Annotated in this window: 29 protein-coding genes; 20 read left to right on the top strand and 9 right to left on the bottom strand. The window is 61.2% G+C overall.

What is annotated here, in order from left to right; translation table 11 throughout:
• The 10 genes from ACLRGI_RS16650 to ACLRGI_RS16605 all read left to right on the top strand — a co-directional run.
• On the top strand, positions 1-1,211 hold a 1,211-nt coding region (locus ACLRGI_RS16650; RefSeq protein WP_419202673.1), incomplete at its 5' end, for a tyrosine-type recombinase/integrase.
• 27 nt (positions 1,212-1,238) lie between these two features.
• Positions 1,239-1,682 carry a PadR family transcriptional regulator gene (locus ACLRGI_RS16645; RefSeq protein ID WP_419202672.1) on the top strand — a complete coding sequence of 148 codons (444 nt, stop codon included), beginning with the start codon at positions 1,239-1,241 and terminating at the stop codon, positions 1,680-1,682.
• Positions 1,683-2,282: 600 nt separating this feature from the next.
• Entirely contained in the window at positions 2,283-2,684 is a 402-nt protein-coding gene (locus tag ACLRGI_RS16640; RefSeq protein WP_419202671.1) for a hypothetical protein, read from the top strand.
• Positions 2,685-2,717: 33 nt separating this feature from the next.
• Positions 2,718-3,314, top strand: a complete 597-nt coding sequence (locus tag ACLRGI_RS16635) for a hypothetical protein (protein ID WP_419202670.1) — start codon at positions 2,718-2,720, stop codon at positions 3,312-3,314.
• A gap of 59 nt (positions 3,315-3,373) precedes the next feature.
• Complete coding sequence (locus tag ACLRGI_RS16630) at positions 3,374-4,441, top strand: hypothetical protein (protein WP_419202669.1); 1,068 nt, start codon at positions 3,374-3,376, stop codon at positions 4,439-4,441.
• On the top strand, positions 4,432-5,121 hold the full coding sequence (locus tag ACLRGI_RS16625) for an ATP-binding cassette domain-containing protein (protein ID WP_419202668.1): 690 nt from the start codon (positions 4,432-4,434) through the stop codon (positions 5,119-5,121). The genes ACLRGI_RS16630 and ACLRGI_RS16625 overlap by 10 nt, the downstream gene beginning before the upstream one ends.
• 609 nt (positions 5,122-5,730) lie before the next feature.
• The gene (gene dnaK / locus ACLRGI_RS16620; protein WP_419202667.1) at positions 5,731-7,590 is read left to right on the top strand and encodes a molecular chaperone DnaK; all 1,860 of its coding nucleotides are present in this window, start codon (positions 5,731-5,733) and stop codon (positions 7,588-7,590) included.
• A 2-nt stretch (positions 7,591-7,592) separates the two neighbouring features.
• Positions 7,593-8,252, top strand: coding sequence for a nucleotide exchange factor GrpE (locus ACLRGI_RS16615; RefSeq protein WP_419202666.1), 660 nt, complete (start codon positions 7,593-7,595; stop codon positions 8,250-8,252).
• A gap of 152 nt (positions 8,253-8,404) precedes the next feature.
• Complete coding sequence (locus ACLRGI_RS16610) at positions 8,405-9,385, top strand: DnaJ C-terminal domain-containing protein (protein ID WP_419202665.1); 981 nt, start codon at positions 8,405-8,407, stop codon at positions 9,383-9,385.
• A gap of 10 nt (positions 9,386-9,395) precedes the next feature.
• Positions 9,396-9,824, top strand: coding sequence for a heat shock protein transcriptional repressor HspR (locus ACLRGI_RS16605; RefSeq protein ID WP_419202664.1), 429 nt, complete (start codon positions 9,396-9,398; stop codon positions 9,822-9,824).
• 9 nt (positions 9,825-9,833) lie between these two features.
• Here ACLRGI_RS16605 and ACLRGI_RS16600 read toward each other — a convergent pair whose 3' ends face one another.
• The 3 genes from ACLRGI_RS16600 to ACLRGI_RS16590 form a co-directional block, all read right to left on the bottom strand.
• Complete coding sequence (locus ACLRGI_RS16600; protein ID WP_419202663.1) at positions 9,834-10,298, bottom strand: hypothetical protein; 465 nt, start codon at positions 10,296-10,298, stop codon at positions 9,834-9,836.
• Positions 10,299-10,472: 174 nt separating this feature from the next.
• The gene (locus ACLRGI_RS16595) at positions 10,473-11,174 is read right to left on the bottom strand and encodes a hypothetical protein (protein ID WP_419202662.1); all 702 of its coding nucleotides are present in this window, start codon (positions 11,172-11,174) and stop codon (positions 10,473-10,475) included.
• 3 nt (positions 11,175-11,177) lie between these two features.
• On the bottom strand, positions 11,178-12,851 hold the full coding sequence (locus ACLRGI_RS16590) for a hypothetical protein (protein WP_419202661.1): 1,674 nt from the start codon (positions 12,849-12,851) through the stop codon (positions 11,178-11,180).
• Between the two features lie 193 nt (positions 12,852-13,044).
• On the opposite strand from ACLRGI_RS16590, the gene ACLRGI_RS16585 reads away from it, so the two are divergent.
• From ACLRGI_RS16585 to ACLRGI_RS16555, 7 genes are all read left to right on the top strand, one after another.
• Positions 13,045-13,812, top strand: coding sequence for an IclR family transcriptional regulator (locus ACLRGI_RS16585; protein WP_419202660.1), 768 nt, complete (start codon positions 13,045-13,047; stop codon positions 13,810-13,812).
• 25 nt (positions 13,813-13,837) lie between these two features.
• Positions 13,838-14,818, top strand: a complete 981-nt coding sequence (locus tag ACLRGI_RS16580) for a dipeptidase (protein ID WP_419202659.1) — start codon at positions 13,838-13,840, stop codon at positions 14,816-14,818.
• A complete protein-coding gene (locus ACLRGI_RS16575; protein ID WP_419202658.1) occupies positions 14,815-15,750 on the top strand; it encodes an amino acid ABC transporter permease in 936 nt (311 codons plus the stop codon). Before ACLRGI_RS16580 ends, ACLRGI_RS16575 begins: the two co-directional genes overlap by 4 nt.
• Positions 15,747-16,514 (top strand): amino acid ABC transporter ATP-binding protein, encoded by a 768-nt coding sequence (locus ACLRGI_RS16570; RefSeq protein WP_419202657.1) that lies wholly within the window; start codon positions 15,747-15,749, stop codon positions 16,512-16,514. Before ACLRGI_RS16575 ends, ACLRGI_RS16570 begins: the two co-directional genes overlap by 4 nt.
• Before the next feature lie 41 nt (positions 16,515-16,555).
• On the top strand, positions 16,556-17,458 hold the full coding sequence (locus ACLRGI_RS16565; RefSeq protein ID WP_419202656.1) for an ABC transporter substrate-binding protein: 903 nt from the start codon (positions 16,556-16,558) through the stop codon (positions 17,456-17,458).
• Complete coding sequence (locus ACLRGI_RS16560) at positions 17,458-17,859, top strand: Rid family hydrolase (RefSeq protein WP_503409120.1); 402 nt, start codon at positions 17,458-17,460, stop codon at positions 17,857-17,859. The genes ACLRGI_RS16565 and ACLRGI_RS16560 overlap by 1 nt, the downstream gene beginning before the upstream one ends.
• Before the next feature lie 223 nt (positions 17,860-18,082).
• On the top strand, positions 18,083-18,385 hold the full coding sequence (locus ACLRGI_RS16555) for a DUF3040 domain-containing protein (RefSeq protein WP_419202655.1): 303 nt from the start codon (positions 18,083-18,085) through the stop codon (positions 18,383-18,385).
• Between the two features lie 62 nt (positions 18,386-18,447).
• Here ACLRGI_RS16555 and ACLRGI_RS16550 read toward each other — a convergent pair whose 3' ends face one another.
• The 3 genes from ACLRGI_RS16550 to ACLRGI_RS16540 all read right to left on the bottom strand — a co-directional run bounded on the left by ACLRGI_RS16550 (position 18,448) and on the right by ACLRGI_RS16540 (position 20,316).
• A complete protein-coding gene (locus ACLRGI_RS16550; protein WP_419202654.1) occupies positions 18,448-18,870 on the bottom strand; it encodes a hypothetical protein in 423 nt (140 codons plus the stop codon).
• An 83-nt stretch (positions 18,871-18,953) separates the two neighbouring features.
• The gene (locus ACLRGI_RS16545; protein WP_419202653.1) at positions 18,954-19,604 is read right to left on the bottom strand and encodes a CG0192-related protein; all 651 of its coding nucleotides are present in this window, start codon (positions 19,602-19,604) and stop codon (positions 18,954-18,956) included.
• 76 nt (positions 19,605-19,680) lie between these two features.
• Entirely contained in the window at positions 19,681-20,316 is a 636-nt protein-coding gene (locus ACLRGI_RS16540; protein WP_419202652.1) for a TetR/AcrR family transcriptional regulator, read from the bottom strand.
• 81 nt (positions 20,317-20,397) lie between these two features.
• On the opposite strand from ACLRGI_RS16540, the gene ACLRGI_RS16535 reads away from it, so the two are divergent.
• The 3 genes from ACLRGI_RS16535 (at position 20,398) to ACLRGI_RS16525 (ending at position 23,616) form a co-directional block, all read left to right on the top strand.
• The gene (locus ACLRGI_RS16535) at positions 20,398-21,456 is read left to right on the top strand and encodes an agmatine deiminase family protein (protein ID WP_419202651.1); all 1,059 of its coding nucleotides are present in this window, start codon (positions 20,398-20,400) and stop codon (positions 21,454-21,456) included.
• Complete coding sequence (locus ACLRGI_RS16530) at positions 21,456-23,174, top strand: amidase (RefSeq protein ID WP_419202650.1); 1,719 nt, start codon at positions 21,456-21,458, stop codon at positions 23,172-23,174. The genes ACLRGI_RS16535 and ACLRGI_RS16530 overlap by 1 nt, the downstream gene beginning before the upstream one ends.
• A gap of 100 nt (positions 23,175-23,274) precedes the next feature.
• Positions 23,275-23,616, top strand: a complete 342-nt coding sequence (locus tag ACLRGI_RS16525) for a hypothetical protein (RefSeq protein WP_419202649.1) — start codon at positions 23,275-23,277, stop codon at positions 23,614-23,616.
• Positions 23,617-23,929: 313 nt separating this feature from the next.
• Here the strand turns inward: ACLRGI_RS16525 and ACLRGI_RS16520 are convergent, their stop codons facing one another.
• From ACLRGI_RS16520 to ACLRGI_RS16510, 3 genes are read right to left on the bottom strand one after another with little or no spacing between them, the layout of a single operon-like run.
• Positions 23,930-24,640 (bottom strand): DUF624 domain-containing protein, encoded by a 711-nt coding sequence (locus ACLRGI_RS16520; protein ID WP_419202648.1) that lies wholly within the window; start codon positions 24,638-24,640, stop codon positions 23,930-23,932.
• A complete protein-coding gene (locus ACLRGI_RS16515; RefSeq protein ID WP_419202647.1) occupies positions 24,637-25,578 on the bottom strand; it encodes a carbohydrate ABC transporter permease in 942 nt (313 codons plus the stop codon). The genes ACLRGI_RS16520 and ACLRGI_RS16515 overlap by 4 nt, the downstream gene beginning before the upstream one ends.
• Positions 25,578-26,504: a carbohydrate ABC transporter permease gene (locus ACLRGI_RS16510; RefSeq protein WP_419202646.1), complete on the bottom strand. Its 927-nt coding sequence runs from the start codon at positions 26,502-26,504 to the stop codon at positions 25,578-25,580. Before ACLRGI_RS16510 ends, ACLRGI_RS16515 begins: the two co-directional genes overlap by 1 nt.
• Positions 26,505-26,693: the final 189 nt, after the last annotated feature.

Below are 26,693 nucleotides of genomic sequence, written 5' to 3'. Positions count from 1 at the left end.
TGGACGCCTCAAACAGGTCCTGCCTGCCGGCACAGGCTGAGCAGGCACTCTTCCTGTCCCGACGATCAGCCACATCACCGGAAGTGGAACCGGCGCCACCCCGAAGCGACCCAAAGGGCCACACCCGACCGCCCGAAAACAGAAAACAACCGCAAATCAACAGCGAAAACAAACCCGCGACTGTTCCCACCCGTCATGAAAAATCGAGGCTAGTTGAGACACTTCGGCACACCGGTGCACGGATCGAAGAAGTCCTCGAGTTGGTGCACATGAGCATCCAGCCTTACAAGGTTCCAACGACGGGGGAGAACCTACCACTGCTGCACTTTGCTCCGAGCAAGACCGATACCGAGCGTTTGATGGTGGCGGGTCCCGAGCTCGTGCACGTCCTCTACCGAGTGCTTTCTCGTATCACCAAAGACACTGGCAATGCACCTCTGACACAGCGATGGGACTCAGCCGAGAAAGTGCTGAGCTCACCTCTTCCGCATCTGTTCGTCCGCCGCCGTGGGACCGGACCGCCAACGGTGATGACAACTGCCACCGTTTCCACCCTGCTCAATGACTTGGCAGGACGCGCCCGTATCAAGGTCAGTGGTGCCGAGGTGAGGTTCACCCCGCACGATTTCCGTCGCATCTTCGCGACCGAGGCACTAGCCAGCGGCCTGCCTCCACATATCGTGCAGGTGCTGATGGGGCACGCCAGCCTGGCGACAACGCAGGGATACGCAGCGATCTATCCCAGAGACGTCATCCGGCACCACCGCACCCTCATCGAAAAGCGGCGGGTCATCCGGCCCACCGAAGAATACCGCGAACCCACCGCCGCCGAATGGGACGAATTCGAAGCCCACTTCGTTCAACGCAAACTCAGCCTGGGCAGCTGCGGCCGAGCCTACGGCACAGGTTGCCAACATGAACACGCCTGCCTCCGCTGCGCCCTTCTCCGTCCGGATCCTAGCCAGATCAGCCGGCTCCAAGACATCGTCGATAACCTCGAAGAACGCATCACCGAAGCCGAACAACAGGGCTGGGTCGGCGACGCCGAGGGACTGCGGGTCACGCTGAACAGCGCCGAAATGAAACTAGCCCAGATGTTCAGGCTGCAGAGTCACCAAACGCCCGGGACCGTCGACTTAGGAATCCCATTGGTGGGGCGGCCGAACCGACACGCCAGTCCTTCCCCTAAGCCGAATAGTCAGATGAGTTGAACATACCTATGGCATGAGCAAACCGAGATGCGAGAACCTACGTTCATGGTGCTGTCCGCTCTGGCTCAAGGGCCGCAACACGGATACGCACTTCTCGCCGAGACTAAAAGACTCTCCGATGGTCGAGTGGCCCTGCAATCAGGAACCCTGTATGCCTCTTTGGATCGGCTACGAGAAGAAGGGCTCGTCATCGTGGTCCGTGAAGAAGTCGTGGGAAGCTCGACGCGAACGTTCGCCTGGCCAAAGCCAGCCTTCAACTCCGTCCGGCCGGAGGTCTGGCATGAGCGAAACACTTGGCGTGCACCTTCTGTCGGGAGACCCAGTACGGTCCCAAGCCGTCCTGTGCAGGTATCCTCCATTCTCTGTGACCCATTCGATGAATTCCGTGGCCCGGTTTTGCCAGTGACGGTCGGCATTGAGCGGGATCCCGTCCAGCCAACCCAATCAGGGAAGGCGGCATTGATCGCTTGAGCGGATTCCTTGGCAACCAGTACCGGTCACGCTCAGCTCAACAGCGGCGAAATGCAACTCGTCCAGATGTTCAAATACAGAGCCAATAAAGGCAAAATCGTCGACCTGGCAGCTCCACAAATGAGGAGCAGGGAATGAGTAAACGACGTCAATGCAGCTGTGGGAATTATTGATAAGCACTGGACTCAACTGGGAAACTGCGGTAGCTTGCAGGGACGCACACATTGACACGGTCCGTGGGGAACCGGTGTGGCGTCTTTGGGGGATTCCAATGTCGAAAAAATTCTTGCCGCATTGAGCGTATCTGCGGTTCTAGCGACTTCTTTCATGGCACTTTCACCCGTGAGCCCAGCTCATGCAGCCTACACCTGTAACCAAACCCAAGGCGGTGCTGGGACTTATTCGTGGGGCCGCAACGACAGGGACGGTTGGGGCGGGAGCTGTGGAGCCATGGCTTGGATTTCGCGTCTAGTGGACGGACAGGTCAAAACATACACAGACGTCTCTTGGAAATGGAACAGTGCCCTTTCCGACGTCACGGCATCCAATGGGTACGCATATGGACGCGGATGCGAATTCCTGAATTAAATTGGTCCGATTATGTCCATCAACCACGATCCCAAGGCACTACAGAATCCGATGCATGTGAGAGTCGCAGCGGCGTTTAGGATCGTTGAGTTATCCGATTTTGAGGCTCGCGTCTTGAGTAAGGGTTACGTCAGTCGTGAAGATTATGATGAGGCGTATCTTCTCTATGCGGAAAAGATGACTGCTGCTGGTTTCCGTGTAGAACATCTTTTGAATAGTCAGGGTTACTATGTTCCGAACTTTTCATCCGCTGCCAGAGATGCATTAGTCGCAAAAGGTGATCCGGCTGAGGAGGTAGCAAAATTTGAGTCTGAGCAGTGGACAACCATTCAAAACTGCGAACTCGGCACCTTCAGGCTTGTTAACGCGATCTTTCACGAGCAGTCTCAGCCTAGCGGTCAGTTCGACTCATGAAAATGACTCATAGCCACAAAGGGCGTGCACTAAATGTCCGTTGCTCATAAATTGCGTGTGCAGAAGCTGCTGGGAGCCTCGGTGTTGCTGGTGACCAGCTTATTTCTAGCTAGTTGCGCTGAACAAGAAACCGCAGCAGTCGATCATGGGTGGGCAGCTGACATTGACGCTGCAAAGAATCGAGCGACGTCCCAGTTTGAGAAGGAGGTGCTCTCAGATGGAGTAGTCACTCGTGCTGAAAAGGAAGAGTCAATGCAACGCTGGATTTCCTGTATGACTGACCGCGGGCACACGGCAACGGTTGAACTTGATGACAACGGCAATGAAGTAACGGTTACCACGGCGTCTATAGAGGGCTCCGCGCAGGTGAACGCTGACAGCACTCGATGTGCGGAAGGCACGATTAAGATCATCCCTGGCCTTTACGAGGCCATGCAGCAGAATCCAGAAAACCGCGACTACGACGAGCTATATGCGGAATGTCTCGTTCGACACGGTGTCGTCGAACCTCCCTTTAGCGCAAAAGACTTTTCCGATGCGCTGAAGAACTCTCAATCCGGACAAGCTACACCGGCTTTGAACTTCGATGACCCTGTTCTTCGCAGGTGCCTGTCCGCTCCAGATCAGTAACTCGAGCATGCCGAGGTGAATGTTTCCACGGACAATCCTGGTTCTTGAAAGGAGGATAGTTGCCTAAACAGGCCGGAAAGGTATTTTTTCGAAGTTCTCGGATCAACCCGCCAAGTCTGCTGGTTCTCGCCTCCATTGCGTTCATCGCATGCGGCGTAATTGCAGTGTCCCTTCTTTTTCCGGAACCTACGCCAAGCTCGGCGCTGAGCACTGCTGGTCCTCGTGCGATTGCCATCTCGCCTTCGTCTTTTGATGATGCACGTACAGTGAAGCTGAAGGTAGCAGCCCGTGATGGAGCCACGCTGGCAGTGTCGGCCCCGGGCGTCGTCACGGCCATCGTCTGCGCGCCGGGCCACGACTGGACGTCAGCGAGTAGCCCACTCTCCATCAACGAGTCACCAAAGCTGGCTATCTTCACTCAGAGTCCGCTGTGGCGTGATCTGTTTGGCGGAGAGAGGGGTGCCGATGTCGCTGCGCTCCAAAGGTTTATGGCGGAGGCTGGCTATAATTCGCCAACCACTGGTGTATTCGATCAGGCATCAAGAATAACTTGGCGGCATGTTCTGGAAGCAAACGGCATTTCCACTACCAATGGTGCGCTGCTGCTCAGTGACCTCATATTTCTCCCTGCCACGCAAGTGAAAATCGGGAGTTGTCTGCTCCGGCTTGGGGGATCCGCCGCACCTGGCGCGCCCATTGCCGAGCTGCAATCCAGTATTGCCTCGGTAGCCGTGGACTCTAGTCCTTCGGGACTAATTTCTGGGCCGCGCACGCTCACAATTGGGGAGACCACAGTGCCCGTGGGAGATCAAGGGACCGTAATCTCCCCTGAAGCGTTAGCGCAGTTGTCCAGCGAACCAGCCGTTGCTTCGAAGGTCGGGACACCGGCTTCGGAACTTACCGGCGTCTATCGGCTAGAGACGCCTCTGACAGTTTATTGGGTGCCGCCCTCTGTCTTGGTCAACGTTCAAGTCGCCACGGCTTGTCTCGTCGGCGGTGACAACAGCGGCTATCCAATCAGTATTATCTCCTCAAGTCTCGGAAACACGGCGGTGACTTTTACAGGTATAATCCCGCCACCGGCTGAGGCCGCCCTTGACCCGGATGACGCAATTTCGTGCGGTTAGGTGCAGCGAACCTTGGTCACCAATTCCCGGGACGTCCACCTCTATTCACGGGCCTGAACTTCAGCGTCAGCCCGGGGGAGCTCGTCGGACTCGTAGGCCCTTCGGGTTCCGGCAAGAGCACGCTACTTTCACTCCTTGCCGGCTTCGAAGCACCGAGATATGGAAGCGTGCTCCGTGAAGGCATCAACCGAGTTGGTTGGGTTTTCCAGAACCCTGTAGGGGTTCCGCGGCGCAGCGCACTTGACCACGTTGTGTATCCACTGCTGACGCAAGGAACAAAGCGAACCGATGCAGAGATTTTGGCACGGGAGCTGCTGAAGACTTTCGGGCTTGTCGATCAAGCCGAGACGCCGTTTAGCCAACTCTCCGGAGGCGAAGCGCAACGACTTATGCTTGCCCGAGCGGTCGCGAGCCCCTTCGACGCCCTTCTGGTTGATGAACCAACCGCGCAGCTCGACCCTCTAAGCGCCGGGACAGTCATTGATGTCGTACGCGGTCTTTCGTCCTCCGGAAGGATCACGTTGATCGCAAGCCACGACCCCAGCAACATGCACTCTACGACCTGTACGAGAGTTACTTTCAAGGTGTCTACAACACTCTGTCAAAGCTCGCGGCAGTTACGGTTGTCTTCCCTGACGTGTTCCCCGGCATGCCTGTGCGCAGCATGGAAAGATTTCTGAAGCGGTTGCGGGAAGTTCCCCACATTACCGCCGCGTGCGACGAGTTGGAGCGGGCACGGAAGTACCGAACACAGCTGGATCACCCTGCCGGCGCACCTGGGCCCGCCGCCACGTCCGTCTGATCTCCCAGACTCCTGATGCGCTCGAGGATCTCCGATCCTTCAGAAGCGGTTGCCTTCAAGGCATCCACATGAGGTTTCGCCAACTCCCCGAAATCTTCGCGCTGCCGCTTCAACCAATTGCCGAATTCCGTGGTCCGTTCAGTCTGCGCCGTTCTGAAAATCTCATCATGACTAGTCACCGCATCTTCAAGAATCCGCAAACTCGTCAGGGGGCAAGAATCCAGCGATCTCCATCGGGTCAGTCTGCCAGTTCACCGTAGGCGAAACCAGCCCTTGGAGCCGCGCCATCACGGGGAATTCCAGGCCGTAAGAATCAAAGTTGAGCGTACTTCACTCAACTTTGGATTGACTTCTATCTGAGGCTGAGTACAGTTGAGTGCAGAACGCTCAACTAGCCGATTGTTGAGTGGGCTCCCGGCAGTGAAACCGCCCAGCGGACCGCTGTCAGGTGCAATCTCCAACATCGGCCATTGAAAGGAAACAAGATATGTCACGTGCAGTAGGTATCGACCTCGGAACCACCAACTCCGTGGTCTCTGTTCTCGAAGGTGGCGAGCCCACCGTTATCGCCAACGCAGAAGGCGGCCGCACCACGCCGTCCGTCGTTGCATTCTCCAAGTCCGGCGAAGTCCTGGTCGGCGAAATCGCCAAGCGCCAGGCCGTCAACAACATCGACCGCACCATCGCTTCGGTCAAGCGCCACATGGGCACCGACTGGAACGTCGCCGTCGATGACAAGAAGTACACGCCGCAGGAAATTTCCGCGCGTATCCTCATGAAGCTCAAGAACGACGCCGAGAGCTACCTGGGTGAAAAGGTCACCGACGCCGTGATCACCGTTCCGGCATACTTCAACGACGCCGAGCGCCAGTCCACCAAGGAAGCCGGCGAGATCGCAGGCCTCAACGTCCTCCGCATTGTCAACGAGCCCACCGCGGCTGCACTGGCTTATGGCCTGGACAAGGGCAAGGAAGACGAACTCATCCTGGTCTTCGACCTCGGTGGCGGAACCTTCGACGTCTCCCTCCTCGAGGTTGGCAAGGACGAAGACAACTTCTCCACCATTCAGGTCCGCGCAACCGCCGGTGACAACCGCCTCGGTGGCGACGACTGGGACAACCGCGTTGTCGAGTGGCTCCTGAGCCAGCTCAAGGTCAAGGGCATCGACCTCTCCAAGGACAAGATCGCCCTCCAGCGTCTCCGTGAAGCCGCAGAGCAGGCCAAGAAGGAACTGTCCTCCTCCACCAGCACCAACATCTCCCTCCAGTACCTCTCCGTCACCCCCGACGGCCCGGTCCACCTGGACGAGCAGCTGACCCGTGCCAAGTTCCAGGACCTCACCAAGGACCTGCTGGACCGCACCAAGAAGCCGTTCCAGGACGTCATCGCTGAAGCCGGCATCAAGGTTTCGGACATCGATCACATCGTCCTCGTCGGTGGCTCCACCCGTATGCCTGCTGTCTCCGAGCTCGTCAAGGAACTCGCCGGCGGCAAGGAGCCCAACAAGGGCGTCAACCCGGACGAGGTTGTGGCCGTTGGTGCCGCGCTGCAGGCCGGCGTCCTGAAGGGCGAGCGCAAGGACGTCCTCCTCATTGACGTCACCCCGCTGTCCCTCGGCATCGAAACCAAGGGTGGCGTCATGACGCACCTCATCGAGCGCAACACCGCTATCCCCACCAAGCGTTCCGAGACCTTCACCACCGCTGATGACAACCAGCCGTCCGTGGCCATCCAGGTCTTCCAGGGCGAGCGTGAATTCACCCGCGACAACAAGCCGCTGGGCACGTTCGAACTGACCGGCATCGCTCCGGCACCGCGTGGCGTTCCGCAGGTCGAGGTCACCTTCGACATCGACGCCAACGGCATCGTCCACGTGTCCGCCAAGGACAAGGGCACCGGCAAGGAACAGTCCATGACCATTACCGGTGGCACGGCACTCTCCAAGGACGACATCGACCGCATGGTCCGTGAAGCCGAGGAGCACGCTGCCGAGGACAAGGCCCGCCGCGAAGCTACGGACACCCGTAACTCCGCAGAGCAGCTCGCCTACTCGGTGGACAAGCTGATCGCCGACAACGACGACAAGCTGCCCGAAGAGGTAAAGACTGAGGTCAAGGCCGACGTCGACGCCCTCAAGTCCGCGCTGGAAGGCACCGACGACGCCGCTGTGAAGACTGCGTTCGAGAAGCTGCAGGCTTCCCAGACGAAGCTCGGCGAAGCCATCTACTCGCAGGCTGCCGCAGCTGACGCTCCGGGTGCCGGTGCAGAAGGCGCTCCGGCCGGTGACAAGGCTGACGAGGACATCGTGGACGCCGAAATCATCGACGAAGACGAAGCGAAGAAGTAGCCATGCCTCACCACGGCAACGAAGCAGAGCACACAGAAGGCAACGAGCCGCGCAAGCCTGTGATCAGGGACAACCGCAAGGTTGACCCGGAGACCGGCGAAGCACGTCAGCCTGAAAGCGAAGCTGCGGCTCCCACCGAAGGCAACGCCGCTCCCACGGACGGCGACGCCCTCTCCCAGGCTGAGGAAATCCTCAACGGGGTAGAGGTGCCGGCCGAGGAATCGGTAGCCTCCGGTGCCGCGGCGGAAGCCCAGGCAGCGGAGCTCCGTAACGACCTCCTCCGCCTTCAGGCTGAGTACGTCAACTACCGCAAGCGCGTCGAACGCGACCGCGCCGTAGCAGGAGAGATGGCCGTCATCGGCGTCCTGAACTCCCTGCTCCCGGTGCTGGACGACGTCGACGCCGCCCGCCAGCACGGTGACCTCGAAGACGGCCCCTTCGCCGCCATCGCCACCAAGCTGGAGAACGCGCTGAAGACGTACGGACTGGAACGCATCGCAGATACCGGAGTCGAATTCGACCCCACCATCCACGAGGCACTCATCCAGCAGCCCGGCGAAGACATCGAGGTTGACACGGTCAGCCAGGTGCTGCGCTCCGGATACCGCTCAGGTGAGCGTGTCCTGCGTGCAGCCCAGGTCATCGTCGCGGTTCCGGCCTAGTCTCACCTGGTCGCTACACCGGATATGGGGCGGTGCCCGCTCCGCGGTGCCATCCACACCGCCGCCCCATATCCGGTTTCGCGCCCGCTGTAAGCTCGCCTGAAGCGAGTTGACTGTGGCCGTACGCTTTATTGATTTGAAAGGAAACGCTCTTGGCCAGCCAGGACTGGGTTGAAAAGGATTTTTACGCGATCCTTGGTATTGCCAAGGACGCGTCCGACGCGGATATCAAGAAGGCTTACCGCAAGCTAGCGCGGGAGCATCACCCTGATACGAACTCGGGGGATACTGCCGCGGAGAAGAAGTTCAAGGACATTTCCGAGGCTTACTCGGTGCTGTCCAACCCTGAGGATCGGCAACAGTACGACGCCATCCGCGCCATGGGTGGTGCCCGCTTCGCTCCAGGTGCTGGGGCAGGCCGAGGCAGCGCCGGAGCCAACGGTGGGTTCGAGGACCTGTTCGGCGGCTTGTTCGGCGGCGGGCCGGGTGCTCGCCAGCCAGCCGGCGGAGGTCTTCCCCCCGAGTTCGCCGACCTCTTCGGCGGTGGCTTTGGCGGTGCAGGCCAGACCGGGTTCCAGCGGGCCCCGCAGAAAGGCTCGGATCGGACGGCAACCACGTCCATCTCCTTTGCCGGATCCATCAAGGGCACCACGGTGAGCCTGCGCGAAAGCAATGGCAACGTGATCGACGTCAAGATTCCCGCCGGCATCAAGGACGGGCAGAAAGTTCGCCAGCGCGGCAAGGGCAACGTTGGCCCGGCCGGCAACGGCGACCTCATCATCACGGTGAGCGTGAAGCCCCACGACTTTTTCCAGCGCGATGGAGACAACATCCGCATTCACGTGCCCGTCACGTTCGCGGAAGCTGCGCTCGGCGCCACCATTGAAGTCCCAACGCTCGACGGCGACACCGTCAAGGTGCGCGTCCCGGCCGGCACACCCTCGGGCCGCACCCTCCGGGTCAAGGGGCGCGGCGTGAAAACGTCCAAGGCGACCGGCGACCTGCTGGTGACCATCGACGTCGCGGTTCCCCAAAACCTGAACAAGGAAGCGGAGGAAGCCGTGAAGGCGTTCGCCGCCGCTACCACCGACGCCAACCCGCGTCACGACCTGGCCGCAAAGGCCCGGTTGTAAGGAGGCGGTCATGGCAATCGACGTCAACCAGCCGATCTTCGTCATCTCCGTAGCTGCGGAGCTTGCCGACATGCATCCGCAGACGTTGCGCCAGTACGACCGCTTGGGCATCGTCTCGCCCAGTCGTGCGCCGGGCAAGTCCCGCCGTTACTCGCAAAACGACGTCAATAAGCTGCGGGAGGTCCAGCGCCTCTCGCAGTCCGGCGTCTCCCTCGAGGGCATCAGGCGAATCCTCGAGCTCGAAAACCAAGTGACTGCGCTGCAGTACCGCGTGACGGAACTGCAGGAAGAACTGTCCCGCCGCCGCTCGCCGGTGGATGCGCGCATCTTTGCCGCGGGCGCGGCAGGCGACGTCGTCAGCCTGGCCCGAGGGCAGCGGCCCCGGGCGAGGTCGCAGGCTGTTGTGGTGTGGAGGCCGCGGTCGGGGGAGAACCTGTAACCGGAGTTCCTACGGCAGGGTCCTGTCCCAGCTGACCACCACGTGGGCAGCACCCTGGTCGGTCCGCTCCACGTTGACCACAATCTGCGACTCCCTGGCTCCCATGTCCCGGATCTGCTGCTTGTAGTCCTCCACGTGTTCCAGCAACGACTCTTCAGTCCATTCGCCCGGCCGCATCCGTGTCGAGATTTCGACAGGCTCTTCGGGGACAAGAATTTCCGCCGGTTGTGCCACATGGGGCTGGGAAGCATCGGAAGCCGGAGCTTCTACCCGCGATGCGCCCGTGGACTCGCGACGGCGGCCCTTGGCAGGCTGCGGTTCGCCCGGAGGGACGAGCATCCGAAAAGCGAACGTGCCGCCGGCTATGCCGGCAACGAGCCCGGCAGCGATAAGCCAGATGGCCCGCCTTGGTCCGCGCCGTTTCGGAACAACTTCAGTAGTGATCACTGCCTGCGTGGCGATTCGTCGTGCCATGGGGTGTTCAACTTTCCTGTCGGCGGGTGGGTCCGTGCTCTTGGTGCCTCAGAATCCTGCCATACCATCGTAAGCATGCTTAGGACCGTTGGTAAGTCGCTCAACGGTCTACACCGCGATGCTCTTGGCCCCCGGCCTTCAAAAGGGACGGGGGCCAAGCGGTGTCCCACTACCTCAGCCAGCCAACTGTTGCAGCGCGAACTCGACATCGACGTCGTCATCCATCTGCTTGACGATCCGCCCCGTCTCGTCCACGTCCTTGTATCCGGCGTGGCTGCGGGTTTCGGCGGACTCACCCAGCAAGGCTGCGTTGGACCGCTGATATAGCTCAAGCCACACAACACCGGGCACGGGGAGTCCGTTCAGGTGAGCGTCGGTAACGCGCTGACTGCGGGCGGCCAGTCGGGCTGCTGTTTCAGAAACATCAGCGGGCGATGACCTGACAATAGCTTCGGAACCGGCCGTGACGGTGACCGAGATCCGGCTCGAGTCCAGCTCCGGAACGGAATTCAGGGCTTGTAAGAGCTCAGGTGCGGTTACGTTGCCAATCCTCATCTCCACTGTTCGGCGTTCCAGAACGATGTCCCGCAATGCAGGAATCAGGAGCGCTGACAAGCGGCCCGCACCATCAACAACAACGGTAGGTCCGGTTTCGTCGAAACGCACCGATTCGCTGGGAAGGCTAAGGGGGTGGGTATGGATCATTTGCAGGAGGCCGAGTCCGTGCACTTCGGCAGCCAAGAGGGCATCGCGGGCCGCGGGTACTTCTCCAGGCAGAGCGCCGGATGCCACTAGCAGGCGCTCCAGGATGAGCCGGCATTCGCGTACGGACATTGCTGCATTGCCGGGTGGGGGTGTCAGTTTGGAATCGCTCATTGTTTAATCCTCGGGTTCAGCGGGGAACAGCCAGTCCTGGCCGGTTCCGTTGGCGATTTCTGCGGGTGTGGGGGCACCGTGGAACAGGACCCCCACAACGCCGACGGGCCCGTCTTCCTTGGTCTTGTCCAGCCCGTAGAAGGCGCTGTTGAAGAGGCGGATGATGTGGGCTGGGTTGAAGTGTTCGTCCCGGGTGTTTGCCTGGACGGTGTGGTAGCTGGTCTCCCGCAGGGCGAGCAGGCGTTCAATCGTGGCGCGGTACTCAGGGAACTGGCGCGAAACGGATCCTGCAGTCCGGGCCGGGTCCATGTCGCGGAGAAGGGGTACCAATTGCTGCAGCTTTTGCGGCAGATCCAGCGTCATGTCGTCGAAAACGGCCGGAAGGTCCTTGAGGGGTCCGCGGCGGGGCTCTTCAGCATTTGCGGATTTGTACCAGGCGAAATGAAGCGCTGACGGATCATCGAGGTCCACCGCCGTTGCCCACGCGTAGTCCCTGGCGATGATGTCCAGGAGTTCACGGACCGGTGTGGCGGGCGATGCCGGGGCGTGCTCCTCCACGGTGATCAGGCTGGACATATTCTCCGGCGTCGGCAGCAGTTCCATCAGCAGTGCGCTCAGGATTTCTTGTGTTTCGGAGGTGAAGACTGTGGACTCCTGGTAGAGGGCATCCAACAAGTGTGAGGGTTCTCCTGCGGTTTCCCTCAGCCGGGCCAGCTGTGTCCGGAGTTGGGCCAGCTCCGAACTGACCAATTCCGCGGCCGGCTGATACGTGTAGCGCATCCGGTCCTTGGCTTTGTAGCTCGCGGCGCGTTCCAACAGCGAGTCCAGCCGGTCCACTTCCGGTGCATCCGCGGCCAGTACCAGACTCCTGGCTTGGGCCAGTGCAGACTCCCGCAGCGTGATCCAACGATCCACCATCCGGGGGTGGTTCTTGGCGAACAGCACCAGGCCGAGTCCGGAAGCGTTGCCAAGACCAAGAAAACGACGGAACTCATGGCTGAGCACAACAGCTGACCGGCTCTGCGCTGCTGCCATGTGTTCTGCGAGATCAAGGCTGAATTCGCGCATGAGGTATGAGGTCAACATCTGGGCGTGATAGGGCGTCCGCAGTGGGTGATCGGACTCGTAGGCAGCGAAGGATCGGGTGCCGAAGGTCCCGTTGCCGTCCAAGCCGGTGTTGCGCATGAGGTAGCAAACAGCACCCAGCACCCTTGCAGGGGGTTGTTCACCGCGCGACAACGACTCAACAGTGAGGTCGAAGGCCCGCATGCTCCGGTTGGCCCTGCACCAGATCAACGTTCCCGGCGCGGCCCGTCCCCCATAAAGTTTGGGCAGCTCCCGCTTGGTGTGTTCAATGCGTTCGTCGCCGGCCGCACCCTCAATGAGTGCGCCCATCATGTCCCAATGGCTGCCGATGATCCGGTCAGTTCGTTCCACGCCTTCTTTGGGTGCGTTGGAGAACACCACGAATTCAAAGGACCAGTCTTCATTGACGGCCACGTGATAGCGGGCATTTCCTTGGCCGGAGGCATCGATGTCGAACTCTGCGCGGGAGATAACCCAGCGCTCCTGGACCATTTTGGTGACCAGCGTTCGGCTGGCGCTGAAGCGCGTAGGCTGCAGCGCGCCCAGCGCATCGGGTGTCATGACGACCCCCGGATCCCTCAGTTGCATCATTCCTGCTCCATTCAATGGCTTTTTGGTGTGCCCGGATGTGCGGGCCAGATCTCGAGCGTATGTCTACGCATACGTGACAGTGTTCAGCATACACATACACGAAATCCAGCGATAGAGCTGATTTCCGCGAAAATCTCTGTTTAAGAAACTTGAGTCTTGTATCTGTGTCGCAGCGCACGTATGCTCCTGACAAATGGAAAATACATCAGCCCTCGAAGACCAGTCCGCTCAGAAGTCCGCAACCCGGACACTTAGCTCAGCCAGCCGTGCCCTCGGCCTCCTGGAGGCAATCGCGGAGCACCGCCGACCCGTCAAGCCACCCACGTTGTCGCGTCAACTGGGCTGGTCGAGGGCTACGTTGCACCAGCACCTGGTTACCTTCGTGAACGCAGGATGGCTGGAACAACTTGAGGACGGCTCCTACCGACTGTCCATGAGGGCAAGCCGCGTGGGCAGGGCAGCCATGGAGCAGTCCAGCATCGGCGAGCGGGTCCTGCCGCTCATGCGCCAACTCACCGAAGCCACCAGGGAATCAACATTCCTTGCGGTTCTCGATGGCGATGCTGCCCATATTGTCGAGCGGATGGAACCGCGCCGACGGATCCGTGCGGACATCAGCGCAGAAATGAGCTGGGTCCTGGATGACAGTGCTTCGGGACGGGTCCTGATGGCCTTCGCGGATCCAGCCGTTGTCGACGAACTCCGGGCGACCGGTGCAAAACTCCCAACACAAACCGAGCTGGCACGCGTCCGCCGCAACGGCTATGCCGTTTCAGCACGCGAGCCTGACGACGAAGACATGATCACCGCCGTCGCCGTCCCTTTGATGGACGATCGCGGCTACTGCGTTGCCGCGCTCGGGGTCCTTGGACCCGAGGAGCGCTTGGACATCGAGGACGTCGCCCGCAGGCTCCAAGCCGGCGCTGACAACCTCCATGCGCTGTGGCATCCAGCCAACTAGTACAAGCCAGAGGAACTACCACACAATGAAAACACCCGACAATATCTACGTCGACGGGATGGAAAGCGGCAGCTTCACGTCCGAGACCCTCAGGACTATCCGGTCCGGGGACGTCGACTGCATTACGGTCACGTGCGGTTTTTGGGATGACGCCGTGGAGTCCATGGACTCCATTGCACGATGGCGTGAGCTCATCGAGGAAAACAGCGACGTGGCGGGTATCGCCCGGAATGCCGATGACATCCGGCGGTTGAGGTCCGAGAACCGCACCGCAGTGCTGCTGGGCTTCCAGAACACGTCCTCATTGCAAGGCCGCATCCGCTTTGTTCGGTTGTTCGCTGAACTTGGCGTCCGTGTCTTCCAGCTGACTTACAACAACCAGAACGACGTCGGCTCCAGTTGCTATGAACCCGGCGATGCAGGGCTGACGAGGTTCGGCTACGAGGTGGTGGACGAACTGAACAGGAACGGCATCTTGGTGGACCTGTCGCATGTGGGGGAGCGGACGTGCAAAGACGCAATCGCCGCTTCCTCCAAGCCGGTGGCCATCACGCACGCGAATGCAGCGAGCCTCTATGCGCATCCCCGCAACGTATCGGACAGCACCATCAAGGAATTGGCGGCACGCGGCGGTGTCATTGGCTGCGCCCTGTACCCCAACCTGGCCGGCCCGGATTACAGCAAGTCCCTGAATGCCTGGTGCGAGATGGTCCTCAAAACCGCGGACATTGCCGGAATCGAGCACGTGGGCATCGGTTCGGACCTGGGCGGCGGCACTACGGAAGCGGACCTGGCGTGGATGCGGCAGGGCCGGTGGACTCTCCGGGAAAACTACGGTGCCGCGTCGGCATCATCCCCGGGGGACGAGGATCCGCAATGGTTCACATCCATGGAGTCATTTGCCGGCATTGCTGACGGTTTGGCCGGACGCGGACTCAACTCCTCCGAAGTCTCCGCCGTCATGGGCGGCAACTGGATGCGTCTTTACAGCGAGGTCATGGCATGAGCGCTATATCAACCACCAAACCGGCAGGCACTACCGTGCCCCGCAAGGTCATCCCGCTTCGCCGTCCAGGCCGCATTATTTCCGCCATCATCATCCTGGTCCTGGTAGCACAAGGCATTCTTGTCCTCTTCACCAACCCCAACTTCGAATGGGACGTTGTAGCCAGCTACATCTTCGCCCCTCCCATCATGCAGGGCCTTTGGCTGACACTCTGGCTGACAGTAGTTGCCATGGTGCTCGGCATTGCACTCGGGGTGGTGCTTGCGATCATGCGGTTATCGTCCAACCCCGTGGCCTCCTACACCGCTTGGGCCTTCGTCTGGTTCTTCCGTGGAACCCCGCTGCTGGTGCAGTTGGTGTTCTGGTACAACCTCGCCGTACTGTTCCCGGCCATCAACCTGGGAATACCGTTCGGAGGGCCGGTTTTCGCCAGCCTTGACGCCAACAAGATCATCACGCCGATTGTTGCCAGCTTGTTGGGCCTGGTGCTCAACGAAGCGGCCTACATGGCCGAAATTGTCCGCTCCGGCATCACAGCCGTGGACAAGGGCCAAGTGGAAGCAGCAAGTGCGCTGGGCATGAACCGGGCAAAAACCCTTCGCCGGATCATCCTTCCCCAGGCATCCCGGGTGATGATCCCTCCTGCAGGGAATGAAACCATCACCATGCTCAAGAGCACATCATTGGTGAGCGTGGTGGCCGTGGCGGACCTGATGTACCAGGTCAACCTCATATCCGCCCAAACGTTCCAGACCATCCCGCTGCTGATCGTGGCCAGCCTCTGGTACCTCCTGGCAACCTCGGTGTTGTCGCTGGGACAGTCACGCTTGGAGCGCAAGTTTGGCCGCAGCGATCAGCAGATCGTCGGTCAAGGAAACAAACTCACGCAGCTGTTCAACACGCGACGTCTCTTGAAGGCAGGCAACCGATGAACGCTCTCCCCATGGTCCAGGTCAGGGATGTCCACAAGCACTACGGCGACTTCCACGTCCTCAATGGCATCAACCTTGCACTTAACGCAGGTGAGGTCATGTGCGTGGTGGGACCCTCCGGTTCCGGTAAGTCCACCATGCTTCGCTGCATCAACCACCTGGAGAAGATCGACGCCGGTACCATCCACGTAGATGGCGAACTGGTGGGATACCGCGAGCGCAACGGCAACCTTCACGAGATGAAGGACAAGGACGTGTGCCGGCAGCGCGCCGACGTCGGAATGGTCTTTCAGAAGTTCAACCTGTTCGCCCACATGACCGCCCTCGAAAACATCATGGAAGCACCCATGCAGGTACGGGGCAGGAAGCGGACCGACGTCCGCACCGAAGCTTTGGAGCTGTTGGAGCGCGTCGGCTTGGGCAACAAGGCCGGTAACTACCCGGGCCAGCTCTCCGGCGGTCAGCAGCAGCGCGTCGCGATTGCCCGGGCCTTGGCTATGCGGCCCAATGTGATGCTTTTTGATGAACCCACCTCTGCGTTGGATCCCGAGTTGGTGGGCGAAGTTTTGGACGTCATGCGGGAGTTGGCGGCATCCGGAATGACCATGGCAGTTGTCACTCATGAGATGGCGTTCGCCAAGGAAGTAGGCAACTCCCTGGTCTTTATGGACGGTGGTGCCGTCATTGAAAGCGGCAATCCACGCGACGTTTTGAATAATCCGCAACACCCACGAACACAGGCTTTTCTTTCCAAAGTCCTCTGACAGGACCACACCGCATTTCCCCCCACCCTAGAAGGAAGATCATGAAAGCCATTCCCCAGCCCCGTCATGCCCTGAAGAAGCCAATGGCGGCAGCTTCAGCCCTCCTGGCCATCGGTCTGCTGTCAGCTTGCGGCAACGGCGCCGCAACTCCGGCGGCCAATTCCGAAGTGAAGGCCAATGCAGAGATCCAGGCGCTGCTTCCGGAGGAACTCAAGAAGGGCGGCACCATCGAGATCGCCGTCGACTCCGCCTACCCTCCCATGGACTTTATGGAGGGTGAGAAGATGGTGGGCATTGAACCTGAGATGTGGGCCGCTGCCGGTGAGCTTATGGGTGTCACCATCAAGCCCACCACCGTGGCGTTCGACGCGATCGTTCCCGCCCTCCAGTCGCAGCGTTATCAAGCAAGTTTCGCTGGTTTCTGGATTACCGAGGAGCGCACCAAGGCAGTAGACATGGTGTCCTTCTTCCAGAGCGGCTCGCAGTACTTGGTCCGCAGTGATGACAGCAAAGGGGCCATCGACAGCTTCGCCGATCTCTGTGGTCGATCAGTAGCCCTCCAGAGCGGTTCCTACGAAATGACCTACGCCGAAGATGCCGGCAAGGAATGCGCCGCGGCCGGTAAACCGACTGTCGAGATCCAAGGGTACAAGACACAGGACCAAGCAACCCTTGCCGTCACCAGCGGACGTGCCGACGCCACCGGCATGGGCGCAGAAGTAGCCGGTTATGTGGCCCAGCAGTCCAAGGGAAAGCTCAAGACCGCAGGCAAGGTCTTTCACACCGTTGAAGGTGGCATCGCCTTGCCCAAGGGCAGCAAGCTTTCACCCGCTTTCCAGGCCGCCTTCAACAAGCTGATCGCCGACGGCAAGTACAACGAGATCTTCGCCAAGTGGGGCCTCGAAAGTGCCAAGATCACCGAATCCAAAGCGCACACCAGCTGATGAGTGTGGTACACAAGACGGCCACATTCATTGCCGAACCCGGGGCGGACCCGGAAACCGCATTGTATTCAGATACCGCTACGGCTGGCGGGGTTGTCTGGACCACCCAGATTCCCACAGGGCCCGATGGCAGCATTCCCGATGGCATTGAGGCGCAGTCCAGACAAGTGCTGGATAACCTGCGCTCCGCTCTTGAACGGGCCGGAACCAGCCTGGATCACGTGCTCCACATGACCATCTACTTCACCGATATGGCCGAACGGGCTGCCTTCAACGACCTCTATCGTGAGTACTTCCCGGCACCGCGTCCGGTCCGATGCGCCCTCGGGGTCAGTCAGCTTGGCATCGCGGGCATGAAGGTGGAATTGACCGCGACGGCGGCCCTCGCCGGTGCAAACTGACGCACCTCAGCGGCCGGTTGTTCGCGGGGGAGCCGCATCCCGCCGTCGAACGCTCAACGCTCGATGGTGGGACGCATCGCTTCTTGAGGGAGACAGCGACGCCCTTGTGGCTAGAACGCCGCAACGGGACGATAATGAAGGCATAGCACGGCAAGCAGCGCTCGTGCGGATGTTCTGAGCATCGCCGCAGATTGCGGCCCTGTTCGTGTGGTGAGGAATTCCGATGTCGTTGTCGGATGAAGAACGCAGGAGCTTGGAAGAGCTGGAGCGGGATCTCGCTGCAACGGATCCCGACCTCGCGTTTGAGCTGAAGTCGGGCCGCCCGCGTGGGGCGATAGCCCGGACGGTTTTCGGCGCCTCGGCAGTCTTGCTCGGCTTTGTCATGGTCATCGTCGGCATCGCCACCCAGCTGATCATTCTGGGCGTGCTTGGTTTCCTGCTGGCCAGTGGCGGGGCTTACTGGCTCTTTGCCGGGGCATCGCTACGTAGGCGTATAGAACGGCACGACGACGACCCGGCACCTTAGCGGGTCCGGGATCGCGACGAGAGCCTAGGGAACCGTTGAGACCCTAGGGAACCCTTGAGAGCCTAGGGAACCGGGGGCACCGGTGGCTGGATCGGGGCTTCAGGCTGCTTTACCGGCTCAGGTTCGCCCGGTGGCATCATCATGCGCCAAGCGAACACTGCGCCCGCGCCCACTACGGCGGCAGCAATGGCCGTGAACCATACGGCCCGGCCGGAACTACGCGGGGTGGTTTTTCGGCTGAGAGCCTGGGTGGTCCTCTGGACAGCCCTGGCCGCAGTACGCCGGGCTTCCTTGGCCGCCTTCTTGTTTCCCGTCAGTGTGAGCATGACTCCGTGGACCACAGACGGTACGTCGGCGTGGTTGATCCGGGTCAAAGCCCACCTCACCACCGCATCTGTCTGTGCGGTCCGTCCTTCTGTTGCGTGCGTTACCCATTCACGTGCAACATCCTGGGCTGCTGGAATGATGGTTTGCGCTTTGTACATGATGAACCCCTCACGTAGTTTTACGGCGTCGTTGCCAGCCTACGCCGGAGCACCTGTGACCAACAGATGCCCGGCATTGATGGTCAGTTCCGAACTACCGACGCCAGTTCCACCGGCTCCTCCAGCCCTGCCCATTGACCGTTGAGAATGAGCTCCCCGTGAAGCTCCTGCGCTGCTGCGGTGCCGGCCGAAGTATCTGCTGCTACATCCAGGACCCGGGCAACTTTCAACCGCAGCTCACCAGCATCGATGATGGTCACGCCGCTACCCGATACCGGCGCCGAGGCACTCAAAGCGGGAACTCCGCCGTCGAGCGTTCCACTGCCCTTGACCGTGACGGTGCTCGGCCGCGGCTCGGGCTCGCCGTCGACGATCAGTTCTGCCTCTTTTTGGCCGGTCAGAATAGCCGTGGCGAGCGCCTTGACGTAGATGGGATCGGCGCAGGCGTCGTACACCCAGCGCTTGCCGAGGACGGAGTGGTCCATGGTTCCCACCAGCCACTCCTCAGCGCCGGCCAGTTCGTAACCGCGGTACGTGAGGGGAACTTGGTAGAAGCGCTCCCCGGCGGTGACAACATGCGTCTCGAGGCCCACCTGACCTGCGGGATCGTCAAAACGGTAGGCGCCGATGAGCTCCGGGGTGCCGTCCTGGATGAACCAGGGCTGCTTCGGGAGGTAGTCAGCGATGAGTTCGAGCTTGGACGGGGACAGGGTTGCCTTGTGAATGATCGCCATGCTCCCCAGCCTAGGGCAGGGGAAGTGAGTCCCACGCTGGCCCAAATCTAGCGCTTGGGCAGAGGGTTTTTCGGCGCTAGGAGCGCGAACCCGTTGTCACTGAACCTCGGGCCGCGCCCACCATCCCCTCGACCGCGCGGGCCAGGTGTGTACCGCGATCGTTGACGCCGTCCCAGCGGACCAGGGCCTGGGCGTTGAGCCCGTCCACCATGCCCAGGATCTGCCACGCGACGGCGGCGGCATCGGAAACGTTGAATACTCCAGAGGCATTCCCGTCCTCCACAACCCCCTGGAAGACCTTCTGCCAGGCATCCATTTGCTCGCGGACGGATGCGGCCAGGGTTTCGTTTCGGCGTCCCAATGTCCACGCTTCCACCCAGATAGCGGTGACATCGAGACGGCTGTTGTCCAAGAGCGTCTCCACCAGCAGGCCCAGGCGTTCGGATGGTTCGGGGCGCTGGCTGAGCAGGTCTGCGATCTCTTGTGTTTCCGCCGCCGCGATGGTGGCGAAGGTGCTTGAGACGAGCGCGTCCATATTGGGCTGGTAGTGCGCCACAAGCCCGGAAGCAACCCCCACCCGGGCGGCTACGTTGCGCAAGGTGAGTGCCGTCAGGCCGGCTTCGAGTGCTATCTCGCGGGCGGCCTCGGTGATTTCTGCGGCGCGCTCTGCCGGGGACTTACGGACTGCGCGCTTCTGTGGAGTGCTTGACATCAAGGACCAGTCTAGATTACCTTTTCAACATTGTTGATCGTGCGATCAACAAGAGATTGCACTAAAGACGAAGGAGTCCCCATGGCTTGGAAAATGCCGGCCGAAACCGCACCGCATGAGCGCACTTGGATGGCGTTTCCCCGCACCGGCCTGACACTGGGCGACGACGCTGCCTCCGCCCAAGAAGCGTATGCCGCCTGGACCGCCGTCGCCCATGCAGTGGCCGAATTCGAACCCGTCACCATGGTGGTGGACCCGGGCGAGCGCGAACGCGCTGCCCGCATGCTGGGTAGTGGCATCGAGCAGATCGAGGCGCCGTTGGACGAGTTCTGGATGCGCGACGTCGGACCCACCTTCGTACTGGATGACGAACGTCCCGATGTGCTTGGCGCAGTGGATTGGATCTTCAACGGCTGGGGTGCGCCCGCTTGGTCTGAATGGCAGAAGAGTGCCGGGATGGCCCGTTTCGTGGCAGAAAAGGCCGGTGCCGAATTGGTCAGCTCGCTGCTGGTTAATGAAGGCGGCGCCATCCATGTGGACGGCGAAGGAACGGTGCTGGTAACGGAAACGGTGCAGTTGGATCCGGGCCGGAATCCCTACGCGGACAAGGTGGCGGTCGAGGCTGAACTGGCCCGCACCATTGGTGCCACCAAGGTCATCTGGGTTCCCCGCGGCCTGACCCGCGACTATGAGGACCTGGGCACCCGCGGCCATATCGACATGGTGGCCACCCTCCCCACGCCCGGCCGCATCCTCCTGCACTCCCAGACCAACCCGGAGCACCCTGACTACGAAGTCAGCCGCACACTTCACTCGTTCCTGGAAACCCAGACTGACGCAGCAGGCAAGCCTTTCGAGATTGTTCCTCTGCCCGCGCCGGAAACGCTGCGCGACGAAGACGGCTTCGTGGACTGGAGCTACGTCAACCATCTCGTGGTCAACGGCGGCGTCATCGCTTGCGGCTATGGAGAAGAACGGGCCGATTCACTCGCCGCTGAGATCCTGGCCGAGGCCTACCCGGGCCGGCGGGTTGTCAACGTGGACGCCCGGCCTATCCTCGCCCGCGGCGGCGGTATTCACTGCATCACCCAGCAGCAGCCTCGTCTTGGCCAAGCACAGTCCGCAGGAGGCGCGGCGTAATGGCTCATTTCGACGTTGTTGAAGCTTCCATCGCGCAGCTTCGCGATGCTCTGGAAGCAGGAGAGGTGACCAGCGAACAGCTCACCCAGGCGTACCTTGACCGCATTGAGGCGTATGACCGCAACGGCATCAAGCTCAACGCAGTGGTGGTCATGAACCCCGATGCTTTGGCGGATGCCCGGGCCTCGGATGCCCGCCGCGCCCAAGGCTCGCTGCTCGGGCCGCTGGACGGCATCCCCTACACGGCCAAGGACAGCTACTTGGCCAAGGGACTCACTGCGGCGGCCGGATCGCCTGCCTTTGAGCACCTTATGGCGCAGCGCGATGCGTTCACCATCGAGCGGCTCCGGGATGCCGGTGCGGTGCTGATAGGCCTGACCAACATGCCGCCGATGGCCAATGGCGGCATGCAGCGCGGCGTCTATGGCCGTGCCGAAAGCCCATATAACGCGGATTTCCTGACGGCTGCGTTCGGTTCCGGTTCCTCGAACGGTTCCGGCACTGCGACGGCGGCCAGCTTTGCCGCCTTCGGTCTGGGCGAGGAGACCTGGTCGAGTGGCCGCGCACCGGCGTCGAACAATGCTTTGTGTGCGTACACGCCCTCCCGCGGCGTCATCTCCGTGCGCGGCAACTGGCCACTGGTCCCCACCATGGACGTGGTGGTCCCGCACACACGGACAATGGCTGACATGTTGGAACTGTTGGACGTAATCGTTGCCGACGACGCAGAAGCACGCGGCGACTTCTGGCGCGCGCAGCCCTGGATTCAGATCCCGAAGTCGTCCGAGGTCCGCCCGGAGTCCTACCTGACGCTTGCCGTGGAAGACGCCGACGCCGGAAGGCTGGTTTTGCGTGGCAAGCGCTTCGGCGTGCCGCGCATGTACATCAACGCCGATCCGGACGCCGGAACCAGCTCAGAGCCGGGCATCGGTGGGCCTACAGGGCAACGCATCGAAACGCGGGCCTCCGTGATCGAACTCTGGGAGGCTGCAAAGCGCGACCTTGAAGCTGCCGGGGCCGAGGTTGTTTTGGTTGACTTCCCTGTGGTCTCAAACTATGAAGGCGACCGCCCCGGCGCACCCACCATCGCCACCCGCGGCCTTGTCACGCCTGCATTCCTGAAGCGTGAAATAGAGGACCTCTCAGCCTGGGCGTGGGACGACTTCCTGCGTGCCAACGGCGATCCCGCCCTCAACCGGCTTGCCGATGTGGATGGCGAAGCGATTTTCCCGCACCCCAAGGGCGCCCTTGCAGACCGCTACACGGGATTCGACGACCATATCTCCGCCTATCCGCGCCAGGTTCGCGAGTACGGTGTATCCCGCTTCACCGAGATCCCGGAGCTGGAGGGCGGAGTACGCGGCCTCGAAGAGACCCGACGCCTGGACCTTGAGGAGTGGATGGACGGACTCGGATTGGATGCCGTCGTGTTCCCGGCAGTCGCGGACGTGGGTCCTGCCGACATGGACGCAAACCCTGCCTCTGCGGACCTCGGCTGGCGCAACGGCGTGTGGGTGGCCAACGGCAACCTGGTCCCGAGGCATCTGGGCATCCCCACCGTTACGGTACCGATGGGAACCATGGCTGATATCGGCATGCCCGTGGGCCTCACCATCGCTGGCCGCGCCTACGATGACACGGCACTACTGAAGCTGGCCGCAGCCTTCGAAGCCACTGGTTCACGCCGGACGGTGCCACCCCGTACGCCGGCACTGTAGCGAAGTCGACGCCGGATTCGATAACGGGCAAGCCGGGCCGAATGCGTGATGGGCCCCTGCTCTGATTACAATCAAAGGGACGTCGACCACTGAGGGAATCATGAAGAAACTCACCACTGTCCTGATTGCTGCCGGGCTCATCGCCTCGGCATCCGCCTGTTCCGCCCAGCAGCAGCTGACCACCAAGGAAACGTGCGACCGCGTGGGCGTCGCCGCAGCCGGCATCCCCCAGAACCCGAGCCAGACCGCCACCATCCGCGTGGCCAACGCCATCCGACCCATCGAACAGGTGGCTTCCACGGACATGAAGCCGGTTGTCACCGCCATCCTGGAATACCTGGACGAGCAAGCCAAGGAAAGCCCGGACGAAGCAAAGCTGGGCGAGCTCGGAGCTGCTTACCAGGAAGCCGGAACGAAGTACGGCGAGCTCTGCCGCGGCTAATGACGCCCGCGCTGAAGACGCAGTCGCCGAAGACGTAAGGAAGGGGCCGGTTGAAGAACCGGCCCTTTCCTATCCCGCAAACCATCTCTCACATCCCTCGGGCTTGAGCGGGACCGTCTATCACTTCCCAGCACTTAAATCTGAACCCTCTCCCATTCTCCTTAAAGGGGTGAGAGAGGGCTGGTGGGAAGGGCGTGGGAAGTGAGAGAGGGTTACTTTTTGTCGGAACCAAGATCAGGCTCGACGACGAGACTCAACTCGCGCGTCGCGCTTTCCGTGGTGTCGAACGTGTCCAAGAAAAGTCCTAACAGTATTACGCGGAGCGCAGCACGGCGTGGAAGGCGTACGAGGCGTTGCTCCAGATCACGAACAGCAACGGCGCCGGCGCCAGCGCGATGCCCAGGACCGGCTGCACCACGGCGGCGGAAACGATGATCCCCAGCAGGATCAGCATGGCCAGGCTCAGGTACCAGCGCTGAACAGCCAAATACAGCGAGGCCTTGAGGACGCTTTTCAGCCGCGCCTCGGGAAGAAGTACGACGCCGGCAATCGCCGTGACGGTCAGGGTCACCCCCGCGGCGGCTGCTACCACGATCAGCGGTACCAGAAGGGCCGCGCCGGGGATGGCTGCGGCATTGTTTTGGATGACGACCAGGTCCACGCCAAGGAACATCAGCATGGCCACCGCACCCAGGCCGAGCAGTGCGGCTTTGACGAAACTGCGCTTGTATCCCCGAAGGAACGCGGCAACCGGCTTGACCGCGCCGCCGTCGTCGTTCAATGCCTTGAAGGCAGCGAAGATGCCGGCGAGGGAGGGCGCAATGGTGACCGAGAGTGCCAGGAAGAACGGCCACGCAGCGGCGGGGTCGGCCACCAGCGAGAGGCTGAGGACCAGCGGGGCGTTGGCCACGGCGAGCAGTGCGTTTCCGGCCAGGAAGGTGTAGATGATACCGAAAATGCTTCCGAAGGTCTCGAATCCAAGCCCTGCCCAGCGGCGCCTGCGCGGCGCTCCCATGGCAGTCATCCCTTCATTCCGCTCGTCGCGATGCCTTGGATAAAGTAGCGCTGGCCGATCAGGAAGATGATGAGGATGGGGATCACGGAGATCACCGAGCCGGTCATGATCATGGCGTATTCGGCGTCGAACTGGCCAACGAAGGACCGCAGGCCCAACTGGACGGTCCAGAGCCGGTTGGACGTGAGGTAGATGAAGGGGCCCATGTAGTCGTTCCAGGTGTTCACGAACGTGAGCAGCGCCAGGCTGGCGAGGGCCGGCTTGGACAGCGGCAGGATCACGCGGGCCCAGATGCCATACTCGCTGAGGCCGTCAATGCGGGCGGCTTCGCAGAGTTCGTCCGGGATGGTCATGTAGTACTGGCGCATCAGGAACACACCGAACGCACCGAACGCCTGGAGCAGGATGAGGGCGTTGAAGCTGTTGGTCAGGCCAAGGTTCTGCATCATGATGTACTGCGGCACCATGTACGCCTGCCACGGAACGGCGATGGTGCCGATGTAGGCCAGGAACAGCACGTCGCGGCCCGGAAAACGGACCTTGGAGAAACCGTAGGCAGCCAGCGAGCCCGTGAGAACCTGCAGGCAGGTGATGATCACGGCCAGGTACAGCGAGTTCTGCAGGTAGCCCATCATGGGAATGCGGGTCCAAATGTCCGTGTAATTGCTCCACACGAACTCCTGCGGAATCCACTGGATGGGGACGGTGAGTACCTGGTTGTTTTCCTTCAATGACGAGGAAAGCATCCAGATGAACGGCACCATAAGCGCCACCACCAGCACCACCAGCACACCGTAGATCAAAATGTTCGCGGTCCGCTTCTTCTGCTCGCGCGGGGAGCGCTTGCGGTCCGTACGACGACGGTCTTCGGCAGTAGGTGCGCCGTTCGGCAGCAGGGCTGCGTCCGTCACATGAGTGGCTTTGAGGTCTTCGGCCATGTTGGTCATCAGCGTTCCCTCCGCTGTTGGATCTTGAACTGCAGGACGGTGACCGTCAGCACGATGATGAACAGGACCAGCGAGATGGCCGAGGAGTAGCCGAACTTACCTTCGCCGATGCCCTCCTGGTAAATGAGCTGGGACAGCACCGTGGTGGACCGTCCCGGGCCACCGTTGGTCATGACCACAATGAGGTCGAACACCTTGAAGCTGGAGACCGTCAGCATGACCACCACAAAGAACGTGGTTGGACGCAGGGACGGAATGGTGACGTTCCAGAAACGCTGCCAGGCGCTGGCACCGTCAACCTCGGCGGCTTCGTAGAGTTCTGTGGGGATCGCCTGCAGGCCGGCCAAGTACAGGACCATGTAGTAGCCCATGTCCCGCCACACGCTGGTGATGATCACTGCCGGCATGGCCCAATCAGAGCTGGAGGTCCAGCCCGGCGGGTTGGCTATGCCGATGGCGCCGAGGAACTGGTTGATGGGCCCGCTGTCCGGGCTGAACAGCATGTTCCATACGACGGCGACAGCCACCAGCGAGGTGATGTACGGGAAGAAGATAGCTACCCGGAAGAAGCCGATTCCCTTGAGCTTGCGGTTCAGCAGCATCGCCAGGATGAGGGCCAGTGCCATGGTGAGCGGCACGTGGCCCAATGCGTAGACCAAGGTGTTCCGCAGGGCGATCCAGAAGGAGTCGGAGGCGAACATGCGCTGGAAGTTGGCCAGGCCAACCCACTTGGGAGCGCTGAATGAGGTCCATTCCATGAAGGAGAGCGCAAAAGCGGCCACGACTGGAATGAGGGTGAAGGCCAGGAAGCCAAGGAAGTTCGGAAGAATGAACGTCCAGCCGATCAGCGTGTTACGCCGGGCCTGCTTCCTGTTGCCGCGGCTGTGCACGGGGGCAGGCGCCTGGGTGATTGTTTCTGTAGTCATGATGACCGCTCCCGGGGCGGGGGCGTTCCTCCATTTCAGGATCCGGAGAGTTCAGGTCCGGGTTCCGGTGCCGCGGGTCTTGGGGGTGGGGCCGGAAACAAGGAGAGATTCTTTTCCTTTTTTTCCTTTTCCCCCCTTCCCTCCTTCCCCCCCCCCCCCCCCACAAAACCCCCCCCCCCCTGGCGGGGG

This window comes from Paenarthrobacter sp. PPS72 (genome assembly GCF_048537125.1).
GTDB classification, from domain to species: domain Bacteria; phylum Actinomycetota; class Actinomycetes; order Actinomycetales; family Micrococcaceae; genus Arthrobacter; species Arthrobacter nitroguajacolicus_E.
This window is presented reverse-complemented; position numbering and strand designations above follow the sequence as displayed.